Raw genomic sequence first — 16,237 nt, forward strand, 5'->3', positions numbered from 1 at the left:
ATGAACGCACCCGTTACCCGCCGTCGATGGCTCGCCGTTCTTCTCGCCCTGGGCTGCGCGCTCGGCGGGGCGGTCGCCCTGTCCGCATGCGGGGGCGGCGAGCCCGCGGCGAGCGAGCCCCAGGGGCAGCCCGCCGGCGAAGACCCTGGCTCCGAGCCCGCGGTCGACGTCTCGGGCGCGACGCTGCACGTGCTCGCCGGCTCCGAGGTCAAGGACATGCTGCCCATCCTGGAGGACGCCGAGGACGAGCTCGGAATCTCGGTGGAGCTCGAGTACATGGGCACGCTCGACGGCACCGAGGCGGTCATGGCGGGCGAGGGGGACTACGACGCAACGTGGTTCCCGTCCAACGCCTACATGAGCCTCTTTGACGAGAAGAGCTCGCTCGTGTCACAGGAGACCTCGATCATGCGGACGCCCGTCGTCCTGGGCGTCAAGGCCGAGCGCGCAGCCGAGCTCGGCTGGGACGAGCAGAGCCCCACATGGGCCGAGGTCGTGGACGCGGCGGAATCGGGCGAGTTTGCCTATGGCATGTCGAGCCCGGTCTCCTCCAACAGCGGATTCTCGACGCTGGTCGAGCTCGCGACGGCGCTCTCCGGCACGGGCGCCGCCATCACGGCCGACGACGTCACGGCCGTGGCGGCCGACCTCACGCGGTTCGCCCAGGGGCAGGCGCTTGCGAGCGGGTCCTCGGGCTGGCTCATGGAGGCCTACGACAAGGACGCGTCCGCCGTCGACGGCGTCTTCAACTACGAGTCGCTCATCCTTCAGGACGAGAACCTCGTCGAGGTGATTCCGCAGGACGGCGTCATCACGGCCGACTACCCGCTCACGCTGCTCGCTGGTCGGGGGGAGGACGCCGGGGCGGCGTACCGGGCGCTCGTGGACTACCTGCGTCGCGACGACGTGCAGCGGCGCATCGCAGACGAGACGTTCCGTCGCACGGACGCCACCACGGCAGACGACGCCGTGGAGGCGTTCGAGATCCCCTTCCCCAACCGGCTCGAGACGGTCCGCGCCCTGCTCTCCAGCTGGGTCTCCGACGTGCGCAAGCCCGCCAACATGGTCTTCCAGATAGACACCTCGGGCTCCATGGAGGGCGCGCGCCTCGACGCGCTCAAGGCCGCGCTCGTCTCCCTCACGGACACCGGGGCAGACGGCGCGACCTCGCTCCTCACGTTCCAGCCGCGCGAGACGGTGCACTTCGTGGAGTTTGCCTCCGAGGTCAAGAGCGAGAAGGACCTCGAGGTTGCGGCGGACGGCGACCTCTCCGAGGTGCGCTCCTACGTGGAGGGTCTGAGCACCGCCGGCAACACCGCGATCTACGGCACGCTCCAACACTCCCTCGAGCTGGCGGCGCAGAGCCGCTCGGGTGACAACGTGACGTCGGTCGTGCTCTTCTCGGACGGCGAGAACACCGACTGGCCGAGCATCGTCGAGTTCTCGTCCTGGTACGAGGCAACGCCCGAGGTCCAGGGGATTCCCGTCTACGCGATTCTCTTTGGCGAGGCCAGCAGAACCGAGATGGAGCAGCTTGCCGAGCTCACGGGCGGGCGCGTCTTCGACGCCGCGGACGGCGACCTCACCGCCGCCTTCAAGGAGATCCGCGGCTATCTGTAGGGCTCTGCAAGTTGGGGACAGTCCCCAATTTGCAGAAACGGTTTGGGGGGGAGGACAGGTGCAGGGCGACAAGGGCCTCGTGCTCGGCATATCCGGGGCGGTGTTCGTGGTCTTCTGCGGCGCGGCCGTCGTTCTTGCCGTAGGGGTCGTGGCCCAGGCCGCGCTCGTGGCGGCCGGCGCCCTCATGTCGACGGGTTCGTGGCTGCTGCTGACCTCGCTCAACATGCCGCGTCACGTGGCGGCGATAGATCTGGACGCGCTCGCCGGCGCCGACCCCACGCTCAAGGAGTCCGCCGAGGCTGTGAGCGGCATGGCAAGTCGCATCGACGAGGCCTGCGCAGAGGACAGCCCTCACGGCATCGCGGCGGAGTCCGAGCGGCTGCGTGCTGTGGTGGCATCGATGGTCGAGCTTGTGGAGCTGCCCGAGTTTGCCTCGGCCGGAGCGGAGGAGGACCGGCACCTGGTTCTCTCGCTTGCTACCACGTGGCTGCCGGGCGCCTGGGACCAGCTCGTGACCAATGTGCGCTACCTCGGCTTCGGCGGACGAGCGAGCTCGCGCGCCCGGCAGAACGTGACCGCGCTTGACGGGCAGTGTGCAAACGTTGCCGGGGCGCTCGACCGCATACGGACCAACATCGTCGACGGGGCCTCCGCGCAGATCGAGACGGGCTCCGACTACCTGCGCCAGCGCCTTGGGCACCGTCCGAGCGAACTCGATCTGACCTGACGATCAACCCTGGCACCTTTGTCAGGCCCCCGCCGCCACGACGAAAGGAAACTCATATGGCACATGACCTTCTCGACGCGCCCGACGACAGCTTCGACCTCGAGGTGGCGCCGGCGCCGGAGCCCGTCAAGACCGAGGGCGCCCTCGCGCAGGTGCCCGCACCAAGCTCCGACGAGCTGCTGCGCCTGAGCAACAACGCCAGCTCCTGGGTCTCCAAGGTGGCAGCCCTGCCACCTCAGAGCCTGGAGTTCAAGCAGGAGGTCGACGCGATCTTTGAGGTGGGGTCCGACGCCTTCCGCGAGACGTCGGCGACCTCGAGCCGCTTCCTCGAGCAGTCGCTGGCAACGTCCAAGAGCGGCGGCGCACAGGAACAGGTCTCCAGGAGCCTCGTTGACCTGCGCAACGAGGTGGACGAGCTCGCCCCGGGGGAGGACACCTTCGCCGAGCGCCTGCTGGGGGCGCTGCCCTTCTCCAATCGCGTGAAGCGCTACTTCAAGCGCTACGAGTCCAACCAGCAGCAGCTCAACTCCATCCTGGTGTCTCTCAACAAGGGTCAGGACCTGCTGCGCAAGGACAACGCCGCGCTCAACGTGGAGCGTCGCAGCCTCTGGGGAAACCTCGGCACCCTCAAGCGCGCCTACGAGCTGCTTACGAACATTGACGACGAGCTCGTGGCGCGCATAGGGAGGGAGCGCGCGGCGGGTAACGCCGACCTTGCGTCCTCCCTCGAGAGGGACGCGCTCTTTGCCGTGCGCCAGCGCAGGCAGGACGTGCAGACGCAGGCCGCCGTCACCATACAGGCGTATCTCTCGATGGGCATTATCCAGCAGAACAACGACCAGCTCGTCCGAGGCGTCGAGCGCGCCAAGACCACCACGGTGACCGCACTGCGCACGGCCGTAATCGTGGCGCAGTCGCTTGAGAACCAGAAGCTCGTGCTTGACCAGATCGACGCAGTCAACAGGACCACGGACGCCATGATCGACCGCACGAGCAAGCTCCTGCAGGAAAACTCCCTGCGCACGCAGCAGCAGGCGGTCTCGAGCGGCGTCTCCCCGGAGACTCTGCGGCGCGCCTACGACGCGGTCTTCTCCACGCTCGACAGCATCGACAAGTTCCGCGAGCAGGCCAACGAGTCCTTCTCCAAGACGATTGACGTGCTGAACGACCAGCTCGAGCGCGCTCGCGACTATGCGGAGCGCATGAACCGCGATGGCGAGGGCGCCGCGACGGAATAGCCCGGGGTGCGGGTCAGCTCGCGCAGACGAGCTCCACGCCGGCGCGCTCCAGCTCGGCGCGCGCCTCTTCGCTCACGTGGGGGTCGGTGATCACGGTGACGCTCTTGTCTCCCAGGGAGAGCGGCACGGTTCCGTGACGGCTGAACTTCTCGCTCTCCGTGAGCACCACCACGCGCTCGGCGTGCTCCGCCATGTCACGCACCGCCTGGGCGCGCATCTGGTCGCTGTTGGTGAAGCCGGTGCGCGCGGAGTAGCCGTCCGTGCCTGCAAAGAGCAGGTCCACGAAGAACCCCTCGGCGCACTGCCTGACCATGGGCCCCACCATGACCTGGGAGTCCTTCTGGTAGATGCCGCCCAGGAGGATGGTCTGCACGCTCGGGCAGTCGCGCACGTACGAGGCGATGAAGGCGCTGTTGGTGACCACGGTCACGTCCCGTTCCGCGGCGGCGAGCTCAGCCACGAGAAGCGCGCAGCAGCTCCCGCTCTCCACCATGACGGTGTCCCCGTCGCGCACGAGGTCCGCCGCGCGTCGGGCGATGCGGCGCTTCTCCTCGTAGTGATAGGCGAGGCGGCCCTCCACGTTGTCCGAGCTGCGAAGCACCGCAAAGCCGTGCTCGCGGCGTATGAGGCCGCGCCGCTCGAGCTCGGTGAGGTCCTTGCGCATGGTGACCTGCGATACGCCGAGCTCCTCGGCGAGGGCGGAGACCTCCACGCGCTCGCGCTCGGTCAGGATTTCGAGGATTCGGTTGGTGCGTGACGGCATGGCAACTCCTTCGAATGGCTATTCGAAAGTATAGCGCCTTCCATCGCTTTCGAACGAAGATGATGTGGCGTCACACGACGAAGGTGGATCGGCCAACCATACGTACCCGTAATCTAAGGCCGTCTTGGACCCCTAAAAATGACGGGTGCGTATGGTCGCCCGTCGTACTCCCTAGAAGAACGCGTCGATCCCGGCGTCCACGTAGGCCTGGCGGAACTCCTCGAGGTCCTCCTCGTGCAGGTTGGTGAGCCCGTGGAGGCGGTAGTCGCGGCCCAGGAGGTCGTACTTGCTCTCGCCCAGGTTGTGGAAGGGGAGGAGCTGAACGCGCGCGGCACCCACCTCGTGCAGGCGCTCGGCGAAGCGCCGCGCGTCGTCGAGCCCGTCGTTGAACCCGGGGATGACGGGCGTGCGCACGAGCACGTCCACGCCGCGCTCGATGGCGCCGCGCGTGTTGGCGAGGATGAGCTCGTTGTCCACGCCCGTGCCCTCGCGGTGCGCGGCCGCGTCCCAGTGCTTCATGTCTATGTAGGCGTGATCGAGGAGCGCCGTCACGCGCTCGAAGTCGCGCGCCGGCACGTGCGCCGTGGTCTCCACGTTGGTGTCCACGCCCGCCTCGCGCAGGCGCCCCAGCAGCTCGACGCAGAAGTCGGGCCAGGTGAGGGGCTCGCCGCCGGAGAGGGTGACGCCGCCCCCGCTCTGCTGGTAGAAGGGCTCGTCCTGCATGCACTCCTCGAAGATGTCCTCCACCGTGCGCGTACGGCCGGCCACGGTGAGCGCGCGGCCCGGGCAGCCCGCGACCGCGGCCGCCGCCTCGGCCGAGCTCGCGTCCACGGAGCTCACGTCCACGTGGCGCCTGTCCTCCGGACCCGCGGCCCTCGCGCCCGGGCACGCGGTGAGGCACGCCCGGCAGCCCACGCAGCTCTTCTCGTTCCACTCAAGCTGTGGCGCGCGGGCCTGGCTCTCGGGGTTGGAGCACCAGTAGCAGCGCAGCGGGCAGCCCTTGAGGAAGACCACGGTGCGGATGCCCGGACCGTCGTCGAGGCTGAACTTCTGGACGTTGAAGACGGTGGCGGACTGCATGGTGGGCTCCTTCTGGGCGATTTGGCGGGCGAACGGTTCTTCTTGGCAGCTCAATGGTAGTGAACTTACGAACGAAAGTAAATATCATTGCGAACGTTGACCTTGCGTCTGCGAGCTGCTATAAGTATGTCAAAGCGGAAGGCGTCCCAGGAGAAGGGGAGTACACGATGTCCCAGGCCAACGAGAGTCACTTCGGAGAGCTCACGCCCCGCATGAGGGCGTTTCGAGAGGAGATGCTCGACGAGAAGCCCTACGTCGACGCCGAGCGCGCGGTTCTTGCCACCGAGGCCTACAAGGCATGCCAGAACCAGCCCAACGTCATGAAGCGCGCCCTCATGCTCGAGAAGATCCTCGACAACATGAGCATCTACATCGAGGACAAGACCCTCATCGTGGGCAACCAGGCCACCAAGAACAGGAACGCCCCCGTCTTCCCCGAGTACACGATGGAGTTCGTCCTGAACGAGCTCGACACCTTCGAGAAGCGCGACGGCGACGTCTTCTACATCACGGAGGAGACCAAGCAGCAGCTCCGCGACCTCGCGCCCTTCTGGGAGAACAACAACCTGCGCTCCCGCGGGGAGGCCCTGCTGCCCGACGAGGTCCAGGTCTACATGGAGACCGGCCTCTTTGGCATGGAGGGCAAGCTCAACGCCGGCGACGCCCACCTCGCGGTCAACTACGCCCGCGTGCTCTCGGACGGCCTCGCCGGCTACGAGGAGCGCGTCCGCGCGTGCCGCGACGCCCTTGACCTCACCGACCCCGAGTCCATCGACAAGAACGTCTTCTACAAGGCCGTCCTCGTGGTGATCGCCGCGGTGCGCCGCTTTGCCGCTCGCTATGCCGCGCTCGCCCGCGAGATGGCGGAGGCCGAGAAGGACGAGGCGCGCGCCGCCGAGCTGCGCCAGATCGCCGAGACCTGCGAGCGCGTGCCCTACGAGCCCGCCCGCTCCTTCCGCGAGGCCGTGCAGTCCGTCTGGTTCATCCAGCTCATCCTGCAGATCGAGTCCAACGGCCACAGCCTCTCCTACGGCCGCTTCGACCAGTACATGTTCCCGTACTACCAGGCGGACATCGAGTCCGGCGCCATCACGCGCGACGAGGCGCTCGAGCTCCTCACCTGCCTCTGGATCAAGACGCTCTCCGTCAACAAGGTGCGCAGCCAGGCGCACACCTTCTCCTCCGCCGGCAGCCCCATGTACCAGAACGTCACCATCGGCGGCCAGACCACGGACAAGAAGGACGCGGTCAACGACCTCTCGTTCCTCGTGCTGCAGTCCGTGGCCCAGACCCGCCTCACCCAGCCCAACCTCACGGTGCGCTACCACGCCAACCTCAACAAGAAGTTCTACGACGAGTGCATCGAGGTCATGAAGCTCGGCTTTGGCATGCCCGCCCTCAACAACGACGAGGTCATCATCCCGTCCTTCATCAACTGGGGCGTGGCCGAGGAGGACGCCTACAACTACTCCGCCATCGGCTGCGTGGAGACCGCGGTGCCGGGCAAGTGGGGCTACCGCTGCACGGGCATGAGCTACGTGAACTTCCCGCGCATGCTCCTCGTGGTGATGAACGACGGCGTGGACATGACCACCGGCAAGCGCTTTGCCAAGGGCTACGGCTACTTCAAGGACATGAAGAGCTACGACGAGCTCATGGAGGCCTGGGACAAGACCATCCGCGAGATCACCCGCGCGAGCGTCATCGTGGAGAACGCCATCGACCTGGCCTCCGAGCGCGACGTTCCGGACATCCTCTGCTCCGCGCTCACGGACGACTGCATCGGCCGCGGCAAGACCATCAAGGAGGGCGGCGCGGTCTACGACTTCATCTCCGGCCTCCAGGTGGGCATCGCCAACATGGCGGACTCGCTCGCCGCGATCAAGAAGCTCGTCTTCGACGAGAAGCGCATCACGCCGGCAGAGCTCTGGGACGCGCTCGTGGACGACTTCCAGTCCCCGGAGAGCCAGCGCATCCAGTCCATGCTCGTGAACGACGCCCCCAAGTACGGCAACGACGACGACTCCGTGGACCAGCTCGTGGTGGACGCCTACGACTCCTACATCGACGAGATCGCCAAGTACCCCAACACGCGCCACGGCCGCGGGCCCATCGGCGGCATCCGCTACGCCGGCACCTCCTCGATCAGCGCCAACGTGGGGCAGGGCATGGGCACCATGGCCACGCCCGACGGCCGCCGCGCGCACGAGCCGCTGGCCGAGGGCTGCAGCCCGGCGCACAACGCGGACACCCACGGCCCCACCGCCGTCTTCAAGTCCGTCTCCAAGCTCCCCACCGAGAAGATCACGGGCGGCGTTCTGCTCAACCAGAAGATGGCGCCCACGATGCTCGCCTCCGAGCGCAACAAGCAGAAGCTCGAGATGCTCATCTCCACGTTCTTTGACCGCCTGCACGGCTATCACGTGCAGTACAACATCGTGAGCCGCGAGACCCTGCTCGACGCGCAGGCCCACCCCGAGAAGCACAAGGACCTGATCGTCCGCGTGGCCGGCTACTCCGCCTTCTTCAACGTGCTCTCTCGCGCCACCCAGGACGACATCATCGCCCGCACCGAGCAGACCCTGTAACCTTGACAGGGGGACAGTCCCTTCGTCACGTTATGTTCCAGCAAAGCGAAAGGAAGCGCTCATGAAGCTCATCATCGACGATGCCGACGTCAACGCCATCAAGCGCCTGGTGGAGTACTACCCGGTCGACGGCGTGACCACCAACCCCTCGATCCTGGCCGCATCCGGCCGCCAGCCCTTCGAGGTCCTGCGCGAGATCCGCGACATCATCGGCCCCGACATGGAGCTCCACGCCCAGGTCGTCGCCCGCGACGCCGAGGGCATGGTCGCCGACGGCAAGCGCATCGTGGCGGAGCTGGGCGAGAACACCTTCCCCAAGGTCCCGAGCGTCCCCGAGGGCTTCAAGGCCATCCGCATGCTCGCCGCCGAGGGCATCCGCACCACGGCCACGGCCATCTACACCCCGATGCAGGCGTTCCTCGCCGCCAAGGCCGGCGCCTCCTACGCAGCGCCCTACATCAACCGCATCGACAACATGGGCTATGACGGCGTGGGCGTTGCCATGGAGATCCACGACATCTTCCGTGCCAACGACCTTCCCTGCGAGGTCCTGGCCGCGAGCTTCAAGAACTCCCAGCAGATCCTCGAGCTCGCCCGCTACGGCGTGGGCGCCGTGACGGCCGCCTCCTCCGTGATTGAGGGCCTGGTCAAGAACGCCGCCATCGATGCCGCCGTTGATGCCTTCACCGCCGACTTCGAGGGCCTCGTCGGCGTCGGCAAGACCATGGCCGACCTGTAGGGCAACCGCACGGCAAAGCCATTTCCCGCGTGGCCCGGGACCTGCCGATAAGAGCGCAGGGCCCGGGCCACGCGCCCTTCTCGGCACCCGTCGAGACAAATCACGAACACACGTTGCAGTATCCATGAAGCTGCGACCGCCTGCCGCCCAGACCCTGCCGCTTGGCTACACTGAGAGACGCTAAAAACTCGTCTCGCAAGATGCAGGAGGGCACATGGCCCAGGACGCAATCGTCATCCGCGGCGCGCGCGAGCACAACCTCGCGGACGTGGACGTTGACATCCCGCGCGACAAGCTCGTCGTGATCACCGGCCTCTCGGGCTCGGGCAAGTCGAGCCTTGCCTTCGACACCATCTACGCCGAGGGCCAGCGCCGCTACGTGGAGTCCCTCTCCAGCTACGCCCGCCAGTTCCTGGGGCAGATGGACAAGCCGGACCTCGACTCCATCGACGGCCTCTCCCCGGCGGTCTCCATAGACCAGAAGACCACGAGCAGGAACCCCCGCTCCACGGTGGGCACCGTGACGGAGATCTACGACTACCTTCGCCTGCTCTTCGCGCGCATAGGCACGCCGCACTGCCCCGAGTGCGGCCGCGTCATCGAGCGCCAGACCACGGACCAGGTGGCGGACAAGGTCCTCGAGCGCGCCCAGGGCCGCCGCGCCCTGGTGCTGGCGCCGGTGGTGCTGGACCGCAAGGGCGAGTACACCAAGCTCTTCGAGGACCTTCGTCGCGAGGGCTTCTCGCGCGTGCGCATAGACGGCGAGGTCCGCGAGCTCGGCGACGAGGAGATTCGCCTGGAGAAGAAGAACCGCCACAACGTCGAGGTGGTGGTCGATCGCATCGTGGTGCGCGAGAACTCGCTCGGGCGCATCGCGGAGGCGGTGGAGCAGGCGACGCGCCTCGCGCAGGGCAAGGTGGGCTTCTGGCTCATGCCCGACAGGGACGACCCCGAGCGCTTCCCCGGGGAGCTCCTCAGCTACTCGCTCGCGCTGGCCTGCCCCGAGCACGGCCACTCCATGGACGACCTCCAGCCGCGCGACTTCTCCTTCAACGCCCCCTACGGCGCCTGCCCGGACTGCGACGGCCTGGGCTTTCGCAAGGTCGTGGACGCCGAGGCGCTCATCGAGGACCCGTCGCTCTCCGTGGCGGGCGGCGTCTTTGGCAGCCTCTTCGGCCACTCCAACTACTACCCGCAGGTGCTCGCGGCCGTGTGCCGCCACCTCGGCGCCTCGGAGGACACGCCCTGGGGCGAGCTCCCCAAGAAGGTCCAGGATGCGCTTCTGGACGGTCTGGGCACCACCAAGGTGCGCGTCGACTACCTCACGCGGGACGGCCGCAACACCCACTGGTTCACCACCTTCGCCGGCGTGCGCAAGATCCTCTTTGACAAGTACCAGGAGACCACGTCCGAGACCATGCGCACGCACCTCGAGAAGTACATCCGCGAGGTCCCGTGCACCACGTGTCACGGCGCGCGCCTCAAGCCCGAGATCCTTGCCGTCACGGTGGGCGAGAAGAACATCTGGCAGGTCTGCGAGCTCTCCTGTCGCGAGTGCCTGGGCTTCTTCGAGGGGCTGGAGCTCACGGATCGGCAGCGCTTCATCGCCGGCGCCGTGGTGAAGGAGATCCTCGCGCGCCTGCGCTTCCTCGTGAACGTGGGCCTGGACTACCTCACGCTCTCCCGTGCCGCCGCCACGCTCTCCGGCGGCGAGGCCCAGCGCATCCGCCTGGCCACGCAGATCGGCGCCGGCCTCATGGGCGTGCTCTACATCCTGGACGAGCCCTCGATCGGCCTGCACCAGCGTGACAACAACCGCCTGATAGAGACCCTCAAGCGCCTGCGCGACCAGGGCAACACCGTCATCGTGGTCGAGCACGACGAGGACACCATCCGTGCCGCGGACTACGTCATAGACATGGGTCCCGGTGCGGGAGAGCTGGGCGGCAAGGTGGTGGCCGCGGGCACGCCGGAGGAGATAGCCGCCTGCCCGGATTCCGTCACCGGCGCCTACCTCACGGGAGAGCGCGAGATCCGCCTGCCCCAGAAGCGCCGCAACCCGCGCAAGGGTGCCATCAAGGTCACCGGCGCCAGCGCCAACAACCTGCGAAACGTCACCGCCAAGGTGGAGCTGGGAACCCTCACGGTGGTGACGGGCGTCTCCGGCTCGGGCAAGAGCTCGCTCGTCACGGACACGCTGGCGCCCGCGCTCACCAACGCCGTGCACCGCTCCAAGCGCCCCGTGGGCCCGTATAAGAAGCTCGAGGGCGTGGAGCTCGTGGACAAGGTCATCGACATCGACCAGTCGCCCATCGGGCGCACCCCGCGCTCCAACCCCGCCACCTACATCGGGCTCTGGGACGACCTGCGCGCCCTCTTTGCGTCGCTGCCGGAGAGCCGCGCGCGCGGCTACAGCCCCGGGCGCTTCTCGTTCAACGTGCCGGGCGGCCGCTGCGAGGCCTGCAAGGGCGACGGCCAGATCAAGATCGAGATGAACTTTCTGCCGGACGTCTACGTGCCCTGCGAGGTCTGCCACGGCAAGCGCTACAACCGCGAGACCCTGGAGGTCCTCTACCACGGCAAGTCCATCTCGGACGTGCTGGATATGACGGTGCACGAGGCCCTGGCGTTCTTCTCCAACATCCCGCGCATCAAGAACAAGCTCCAGACCCTCTATGACGTGGGCCTGGGCTACATCCACCTGGGGCAGCCCGCCACCACGCTCTCCGGCGGCGAGGCCCAGCGCGTGAAGCTCGCCAAGGAGCTGCACCGCCAGCAGACCGGCAAGACCTTCTACATCCTGGACGAGCCCACCACGGGCCTGCACTTCGAGGACGTGCGCCAGCTCGTGGAGGTGCTCGAGAAGCTCGTGGACGCCGGCAACACGGTGCTGGTGATCGAGCACAACCTCGACGTCATCAAGATGGCCGACCGCGTGCTGGACATGGGACCCGAGGGGGGCGACGGCGGCGGCACGGTGGTGGCCTACGGCACGCCCGAGAAGGTCGCCGAGGTCCCCGAGAGCTACACCGGCCAGTTCCTGAGGCAGATCCTGGCGCGCGACCGCGCCCGCCACGAGGGGGAGTAGCAGGAGATGGCCCGGCGGGAGAAGTTCCAGAAGACCAACGCCATGCGCGAGCTCGAGGCCGCCGGCGTGCCCTTCTCCTACGAGACGTACGAGGTGGACGAGACGGACACCTCCAACGAGCTCGGTCTGCACATCGCGCTGCGCCTGGGCGAGGACCCTGCGGCGAGCTTCAAGACCCTCGTCTGCGTGACGCCGGCAGGCGAGCACGTGGTCTGCTGCATTCCGGTGGCAGACGAGCTCGACCTCAAGAAGGCAGCAGCCGCGGCGGGCGAGAAGAGCCTCAGCCTCATGCACGTTCGCGACCTCGAGCCCACCACGGGATACGTGCGCGGTGGCTGCTCCCCGGTGGGCATGAAGCGGCGCTTCCCCACGCTCGTGGACGAGACCGCGCAGCTCTTCGAGGAGATTCACGTCTCCGGCGGGCGGCGCGGCCTCTCCCTCGTGCTCGCGCCGGACGACCTGGTTCGCTTCTGCGACGCCACCTACGCCGACATCGTCCGGGGCTAGGGGATGGGCGGGGGCGCGTGCCCCCGCCGTTATCAGCCTCCTATGACCATCTCGTCACAGTGCTCGATGACGATCTGCACCGGGTGGTGCGCAGGCCAGTCGCCGCAGCCCCCGCACGCCTCGCGCTCGAAGAGGTCGCGCAGGGAGAAGGGGTCCTCCTCGTACTCGCCGTCGCCGGCGCGCCCAAAGAGCGCCTCGTCCATGCCGCGCTCCTCCTCGGCCATGAACGCTTCGACAAAGCGCCGCTCCGCCTCGAAGGCGGCCTGGTCCTCGCGGCGCGCGTCCCCTGTGTCCTTCTCGCCCGCCGCTTTTTCGTCGTGCGCCCGCCCCTCGCCCCTGTCCATCTCGTTCTCGAGGGTGCGAAGCGCGACCACGTGCCTCACCGCGCGCACGAAGGAGGGGTCGTCCGCCTGCCCCGGCTTCATCACGATGACGATCGTGTCCTCCGGGCAGTCCCTCTCGTCCTCCCTGAACTCGTCCTCGTAGCGCACCTTCACCCTTGCCCCAGACCAGTACAGTGCCATCTCGCTCTCCTTTCCGTCGCCGTGTGTGGGGACAGAGCCTAGCAGGGGAGTGGGGAGGGTTGTCTTCCCAGGCGCTGACACGGTTCTTGCGGCGCTGGCCAGGGGCGGCGTCCGGCAAGACTGATTTAAAGTTTGTTCGGTCGACGGCCGGATCTCGCCCCCGGACGGCGGCCATCCGAGGGCCCTGCCGCCCGGGCGTTCCCCTTGGTCGCCGGCGTCCGATGTTTCGCCTCTGCAACGCCGCCCCGGCCCCGGCGCGGCAGCTACTTTACTGTGCTAAAGTCATGCCCGCGACACCAACCGAAAGGACCTGAACGTGATAGCAAGAACCCCTCGGGGCTTTCGCGACATCCTCCCGCGGGAGGCGCTCGCGCGCGAGCGGATCACCGCCGTCGTGCGCGAGCGCTTCTCCGCCGCGGGCTACCTTCCCGTCGAGACCCCACTTCTCGAGGACCGCTCAGTCCTCGAGCGCGGGGCCCGCATCAAGGACTCCGCCTTCCAGCTCTTTGACTCGGACGGCACGCTCCTCATGCTCCGCCCGGACCTCACGCTGCCCGTCGCGCGGCTCGTGGCCGGGCGCGTGGGAGCGGACCGGCTCCCGGCGCGCTTTCGATACGAGGCGCCCGTCGTGCGCGAGGAGCCGAGCCTGCGCGGCCAGCCGCGCCAGTTCACGCAGCTGGGCGTGGAGCTCGTGGGCGAGGACGGCGCGGCGGCGGAGGTGGAGGTCGTGCGCCTGCTCGGCGACGCCCTCGCCGCGCTGGAGGTGCCCGACTGGCGCATCGTCTTTGGCTCGGTGACCCCGCTCAAGGCGCTGCTCGACGCCTGCGCCCCCACGCCGGCGTTCCGGGAGCGCGTGCTCTCGCTCGTGCACGACTCCGACCTCGTGACCCTGAACGAGGCCATCGCCTCCGAGCCCGCGCTCGCCCCGGAGCAGGCGCGCGCCCTGCGCGAGGTGCCGCGCCTCTGCGGCGGCGCGGAGGTCATCGACAGGCTGGACGTTCTTCTCGCCGAGGCGGGCGTGCCCGCGGGGGAGCGCGGAACGGACGAGCTCGCCGAGCTCGCGCGCGCCCTCGAGGACCTCTTCAGGGCGGGGCGCCTCTCCTTCGACTTCTCCATCATCAACTCGTTCGACTACTATACGGGCATCATCTTCAAGGGCTACGCCGAGGGCATCGCCGCGAGCCTCGCCTCGGGCGGCCGCTACGACGCGGTGCTCGCCAACCTGGGCCGGCCTGGGCTCGCCGCCTGCGGCTTTGCGCTCTCGCTCGAGCGCCTCCAGGAGGTCCTGGGCGAGCCCGGCGAGTCTGGCGTGGTGACGCCCGGCGTGCGCGTGGCGGCGCGGCCCATCCGCATCGCCGTTCCCAAGGGCTCGCTCTTCAAGCCGTGCGTGGCGGCGCTCGAGGCGGCGGGGCTGCCCACCGCCGAGCTCCGCGACCTGGGGCGCAAGCTCATCGTGCGCGACGGCGACGTGGAGTACGTCATCGTTCGCGCCCAGGACGCGCCGGCCTTCGTGGGGCACGGCGGCGCCGACTGCGGCATCTGCGGGCGCGACTCGCTCGTGGAGGCGGACCTCGACCTCCTGCAGCTCGTCGACCTGGGCTTTGGGGGGTGCCGCTTCGTGGTGGCGGAGCCGCGCGATAAGGCCGGGGAGGCCGAGAGCAACTACGAGTGGCGCGGCACGGTGCGCGTGGCCACCAAGTATCCGCGCATCACCCAGCAGTACTACGATTCCATCGGGCAGCAGGTGGACATCGTCACGCTCCACGGCAACATCGAGCTCGGGCCCATCGTGGGCATGGCCGACCGCATCGTGGACATCACGGCCACGGGCACCACGCTCGCCGAGAACGACCTCGTGATCGTTGACGAGGTGCTGCCGTGCACCGCGCGGTTCTTTGCGGGGCCGGCGGCCTACCGCTGCGACAGAAGGATCCGCGACCTCGCGCGAAGGCTCGCCGAGGTCTCGCACGAAGGGGGAAGGCAATGAGGACGGTCACGCTCACGGGCGGGAGGCGCCTCACGCAGGCGGACCTCAACCGCACGGGTGCCCTGCCCGCGGACGTGTGCGCCGCGGCCGAGAAGATCGTGGACGACGTGCGCGCCCGCGGCGACGAGGCCGTGCGCGAGTACTGCCTGCGCTTCGACCGCGCGTGCCCGGAGAGCTTCCGCGTGCCCGACGAGCTGGTGCGAGGCGCGCTCGACCTCGTGAGCCCCGAGTTCCTGGCGTCGCTCACCCGCGCTCGCGACCAGATCCTCGCGTTTCACGAGCGCGAGCGCGAGCAGTCCTGGTTCACCACGCGCCCGGACGGGACGCTCCTGGGCGTGCAGGTGACGCCCGTGGCCTCCGCGGCGGTCTACGTGCCCGGCGGGCGCGCCCAGTACCCCTCGACCGTCCTCATGGACACGGTCCCGGCCAAGGTCGCGGGCGTGGGGCGCGTGGTGATGGTGACCCCTCCGCAGGCGGACGGCACCCTCTCCGCCTACACGCTCGCCGCCGCGGCGCTCGCCGGCGTGGACGAGGTCTACGCCGTGGGCGGCGCCCAGGCCGTGGCAGCCGTGGCGTACGGCACCGAGTCCATCCCCGCGGTCGAGAAGATCGTGGGCCCCGGCAACGCCTACGTGGCGGCCGCCAAGCGCTACGTCTCGGGGGACGTGGGCATAGACATGGTGGCGGGCCCATCCGAGGTCTGCGTGCTGGCGGACGCCACGGCGGACCCCGTGGTGGTGGCCGCCGACCTCATGGCCCAGGCCGAGCACGACCCCATGGCAAGCTGCTACCTCGTGACCTGCGACGCGGACCTGCCGGGGCGCGTGCTCGCCGCGGCGGAGCGCCTGGTCTCCCAGAGCCCGCGCGAGGACATCACGCGCGCGAGCCTCGACGAGCGCGGCGTGATCGTGGTGGCCGAGGGCCTGGATGCCGCCGCCGACGCCGTGAACGTGGTCGCCCCTGAGCACCTGGAGCTCCACTGCGAGGGCGCCATGGGGCTCCTGGGCAAGATCAGGAACGCCGGCGCCATCTTCGTGGGCGCCTGGAGCTCCGAGCCGCTGGGGGACTACGTGGCCGGCCCCAACCACACGCTGCCCACGGGCGGAACCGCGCGCTGGGCCAACCCGCTGGGCGTCTACGACTTCCAGAAGCGCTCGAGCGTCATCTCCTACACGCCCGAGGGGCTTCTCGCGGACGCCCCGTCCGCCCAGACGCTCGCGCAGTCCGAGGGCCTCTGGGCGCACGCGCTCTCCGTGGGCCTGCGCCGGCGCCTTGCCGAGGGCGGCACCTATGACGTGGACGACGTGCGTCGCGTTGCCTGGCCGGAGGACCTGCCCGCCCCCGCCGGCGTGCGGCTGCCGCGCGAGGAGGCCTGA

At 68.6% G+C, this 16,237-nt stretch carries 12 protein-coding genes; 9 read left to right on the forward strand and 3 right to left on the reverse strand.

The features are described 5' to 3' along the window. From B5F79_RS02420 to B5F79_RS02430, 3 genes are read left to right on the forward strand one after another with little or no spacing between them, the layout of a single operon-like run. On the forward strand, nt 1-1,620 hold the full coding sequence (locus tag B5F79_RS02420; protein ID WP_087217308.1) for a vWA domain-containing protein: 1,620 nt from the start codon (nt 1-3) through the stop codon (nt 1,618-1,620). 58 nt (nt 1,621-1,678) lie between these two features. Beyond that, entirely contained in the window at nt 1,679-2,347 is a 669-nt protein-coding gene (locus B5F79_RS02425; RefSeq protein WP_087217309.1) for a hypothetical protein, read from the forward strand. Nucleotides 2,348-2,403: 56 nt separating this feature from the next. Continuing rightward, nucleotides 2,404-3,585, forward strand: coding sequence for a toxic anion resistance protein (locus B5F79_RS02430; protein WP_087217310.1), 1,182 nt, complete (start codon nt 2,404-2,406; stop codon nt 3,583-3,585). Nucleotides 3,586-3,598: 13 nt separating this feature from the next. Here the strand turns inward: B5F79_RS02430 and B5F79_RS02435 are convergent, their stop codons facing one another. Then, a complete protein-coding gene (locus B5F79_RS02435; RefSeq protein ID WP_087217311.1) occupies nt 3,599-4,348 on the reverse strand; it encodes a DeoR/GlpR family DNA-binding transcription regulator in 750 nt (249 codons plus the stop codon). A 171-nt stretch (nt 4,349-4,519) separates the two neighbouring features. Beyond that, a complete protein-coding gene (locus B5F79_RS02440; RefSeq protein WP_087217312.1) occupies nt 4,520-5,428 on the reverse strand; it encodes a glycyl-radical enzyme activating protein in 909 nt (302 codons plus the stop codon). A gap of 167 nt (nt 5,429-5,595) precedes the next feature. On the opposite strand from B5F79_RS02440, the gene B5F79_RS02445 reads away from it, so the two are divergent. The 4 genes from B5F79_RS02445 (at nt 5,596) to ybaK (ending at nt 12,350) form a co-directional block, all read left to right on the forward strand. Beyond that, a complete protein-coding gene (locus B5F79_RS02445) occupies nt 5,596-8,016 on the forward strand; it encodes a glycyl radical protein (protein ID WP_087217313.1) in 2,421 nt (806 codons plus the stop codon). A gap of 61 nt (nt 8,017-8,077) precedes the next feature. Continuing rightward, nucleotides 8,078-8,755 (forward strand): transaldolase family protein, encoded by a 678-nt coding sequence (locus B5F79_RS02450; protein ID WP_087217314.1) that lies wholly within the window; start codon nt 8,078-8,080, stop codon nt 8,753-8,755. A gap of 214 nt (nt 8,756-8,969) precedes the next feature. Further along, nucleotides 8,970-11,843: an excinuclease ABC subunit UvrA gene (gene uvrA, locus B5F79_RS02455; RefSeq protein WP_087217315.1), complete on the forward strand. Its 2,874-nt coding sequence runs from the start codon at nt 8,970-8,972 to the stop codon at nt 11,841-11,843. A gap of 6 nt (nt 11,844-11,849) precedes the next feature. After that, on the forward strand, nt 11,850-12,350 hold the full coding sequence (ybaK, locus tag B5F79_RS02460; protein WP_087217316.1) for a Cys-tRNA(Pro) deacylase: 501 nt from the start codon (nt 11,850-11,852) through the stop codon (nt 12,348-12,350). A 32-nt stretch (nt 12,351-12,382) separates the two neighbouring features. Here ybaK and B5F79_RS02465 read toward each other — a convergent pair whose 3' ends face one another. Continuing rightward, nucleotides 12,383-12,874 carry a hypothetical protein gene (locus B5F79_RS02465; RefSeq protein ID WP_143786217.1) on the reverse strand — a complete coding sequence of 164 codons (492 nt, stop codon included), beginning with the start codon at nt 12,872-12,874 and terminating at the stop codon, nt 12,383-12,385. Nucleotides 12,875-13,190: 316 nt separating this feature from the next. On the opposite strand from B5F79_RS02465, the gene hisG reads away from it, so the two are divergent. Next, the gene (hisG, locus tag B5F79_RS02470; RefSeq protein ID WP_241147234.1) at nt 13,191-14,861 is read left to right on the forward strand and encodes an ATP phosphoribosyltransferase; all 1,671 of its coding nucleotides are present in this window, start codon (nt 13,191-13,193) and stop codon (nt 14,859-14,861) included. Next, the gene (gene hisD, locus B5F79_RS02475; protein WP_087217318.1) at nt 14,858-16,237 is read left to right on the forward strand and encodes a histidinol dehydrogenase; all 1,380 of its coding nucleotides are present in this window, start codon (nt 14,858-14,860) and stop codon (nt 16,235-16,237) included. Before hisG ends, hisD begins: the two co-directional genes overlap by 4 nt.

This window comes from Olsenella sp. An285 (assembly GCF_002159625.1).
GTDB lineage: Bacteria > Actinomycetota > Coriobacteriia > Coriobacteriales > Atopobiaceae > Thermophilibacter > Thermophilibacter avicola.